The sequence below is a fragment of the Vibrio cincinnatiensis DSM 19608 genome (assembly GCF_900167345.1).
GTDB lineage: Bacteria > Pseudomonadota > Gammaproteobacteria > Enterobacterales > Vibrionaceae > Vibrio > Vibrio cincinnatiensis.
The window spans coordinates 1-2,395 of sequence record NZ_FUXB01000042.1 but is presented as its reverse complement, the minus strand read 5'-3'; the positions used below and the strand labels follow the sequence as shown (position 1 = coordinate 2,395).

The 2,395-nt window shown below is 37.7% G+C and carries 2 protein-coding genes; one reads left to right on the top strand and one right to left on the bottom strand.

Features of this window, described 5'->3' with window-relative positions; all coding sequences use genetic code 11:
* The first annotated feature begins 696 nt into the window (after positions 1–696).
* On the top strand, positions 697–1,173 hold the full coding sequence (locus B5D54_RS16700; protein ID WP_078927649.1) for a GNAT family N-acetyltransferase: 477 nt from the start codon (positions 697–699) through the stop codon (positions 1,171–1,173).
* 311 nt (positions 1,174–1,484) lie between these two features.
* On the opposite strand, the gene B5D54_RS16695 is transcribed toward B5D54_RS16700, so the two are convergent.
* Positions 1,485–1,673, bottom strand: coding sequence for a hypothetical protein (locus tag B5D54_RS16695; protein WP_078927648.1), 189 nt, complete (start codon positions 1,671–1,673; stop codon positions 1,485–1,487).
* Between the last annotated feature and the right edge of the window lie 722 nt (positions 1,674–2,395).

The window sequence follows — 2,395 nt, the reverse complement described above, 5'->3', positions numbered from 1 at the left end:
GTTGCCAGAGTTTTTTCTACTGGGTCAATGCTGACTTTTCGTGTAAGTTAAATCGTGTTTGGCGATGCTGTTTTTGGTAATACTTTGAAATGGTTAGAAAAGTTACATAACAAAGCATTTAAGAGGGACAGTCAACGCTTGGCAGTTTTGGTTTGGTTGGCATTTGAGGTTAAGGCTGGCTAGTTTTAGTACAGTTATTTGCGTTGCCTGCCCCTTAATGCGGCGTTATGTAACCGTAAAGAAAAAAGACCGCAATGCATTGAAAAGTAGATGTTTTTATGATTGATCTTATTTCAATGTCGATTTTCTCTGAGTGGGTTTTGTGCATGTTGATTTAGCTTTCGGCTTCTTTGATCTTCGAGTTTTCCGTTTTTTCTTAATGGTAAAGTGGGTTTGCGATAAGTTTAGTGGTAGTCATTTTTTTCTTTGAACTAGGGCTTGCAGTTTCGTCGTTGCCACGCGAATTCTACTGGGTTACTGCTCACTTTTCATGTAAGTTAAACGATATTTGGCAATGCTGTTCTTTGTAATGCTTTGAAATAGTTAGCAAAGTTACATAACAAAGCATTCAAGAGGGACAGTCAACGCTTGGCAGTTTTGGTTTGGTTGAGCATTTGAGGTTACGGCTGGCTAGTTTGAGTTTAGTTGTTTGCGTTGCCTGCCCCTTAATGCGGCGTTATAACCTGATGGAAAATTATGAACTTAGAAGAGTTTCAAGAAACGGATTTTGACCTGCTTATAGAATGGATTGACTCAGATGAGTTGAACTATTTATGGGGTGGTCCTGCGTATACTTTTCCGCTGACTTACGAACAGATCCATGCCCACTGTAGTAAAGAAGAAGTATTTCCCTATCTACTAAAAGTTAACGGCAGACATGCTGGGTTTGTTGAGCTGTATAAAGTCACCGATGAGCAATATCGAATTTGCCGTGTCTTTATTTCAAATGCTTATCGTGGGCAAGGACTATCAAAATCGATGTTGATGTTAATAATCGATAAAGCACGATTAGATTTTTCCGCAACCAAACTTAGCTTAGGTGTTTTTGAACATAACACGGTTGCTAGAAAATGCTATGAGTCATTAGGCTTTGAAGTGGTTGCGACAGAAATTGGTACAAGATCTTTTAATGGTAAGTTATGGGATCTGGTGAGAATGGAAAAACGGTTATAACAAACGCTTCAATGGGGACAGCCAACGCTGGGCATTTTGGGTTTGAATGAACATTTGAGGTTATGCCTGTTCTGTTTGAGTGCAGGTGTTTACGTTGTCTGCCCTTTAAGCGGGCGTTATGCAACAGTAAAGAAAAACGCTCACAGTTTATTGATAATTAAGCTGTTTCTATGCTTTATCGTATTTTGATTCTGGTTCCTAATTTATCTGACAGGTACTTTAAACTCATTGTTTAAATTGGTTATTTTTTAGTTTGTAAAATCAGTTTTATTCATATTGATTTAGCTCTTGGCTTCTTGTTCTTCGAGTCTTTATTCAGCACTCAATGGTAAAGCGGGTTTGCGTTCAGCTTGCCTATAGTCATGATCAGCAGAATCAAGTGGCTTTCGTTGTTGCCAACGTTTTTCTATTGGGTCAATGCTGATTTTTCGTGTAAGTTTAAGAATATTTGCCAATGCTGCTCTTTGGTAATGTCTTGAATGATTTGGTAAATGTTGCATAACAAACGCCTCAAGCGGGACTTCCAACGCTCGCCACTTTTGGTTTTAATGAGTTTTGAGGTTGCAGCTGGTTAGTTTTAGTGCGGTTGTTTGCGTTGTCAGCCCCTTAGGCGGGCGTTATGTAACCGTAAAGAAAAAGGCCAACAATTTATTGAAAATTAAAGTGTTTTTATGATTTCTTCACTTTGAATTTGGCTTCTACTTTGTATGTTCAGTAATTTTAACTAATTGTTTAAATTGGTTATTTTCAAATTTATAAACCTAGTTTTATTCATATTGGCTTAGTTTTCGTCTTCTTGCTCTTCGAGTTTTTAGCTGGCTCTAAATCGTTCAGTGGATTTGCGATAAGCTTAGTGATAGTCATTTTTTCTTTGAACTAGGGCTCGTAGTTTCGTCGTTGTCACGCGAATTCTACTGGGTTACTGCTAACTTTTCATGTAAGTTAAACGATATTTGGCAATGCTGTTCTTTGTAATGCTTTGTAATGCTTTGTAATGCTTTGTAATGCTTTGAAATGGTTAGAAAAGTTACATAACAAAGCATTTAAGAGGGACAATCAACGCGTGGCATTTTTGGTTTGGATACGCATTTGAGGTTACGGCTGGTTAGTTTTAGTGCAGTTGTTTACGTTGCTTGCCCCTTAATGCGGCGTTAGGCGATATTCGTGAAATTACACAAATGATTCGTTGATTCTTAATCGTGATTCTTTGAATTATTTTATT

Excerpts from the sequence above, each read along its gene's own strand:
- B5D54_RS16695 (WP_078927648.1), bottom strand. The coding sequence starts at position 1,673 with ATGCAACATTTACCAAATCATTCAAGACATTACCAAAGAGCAGCATTG.
- B5D54_RS16700 (WP_078927649.1), top strand. The coding sequence starts at position 697 with ATGAACTTAGAAGAGTTTCAAGAAACGGATTTTGACCTGCTTATAGAA.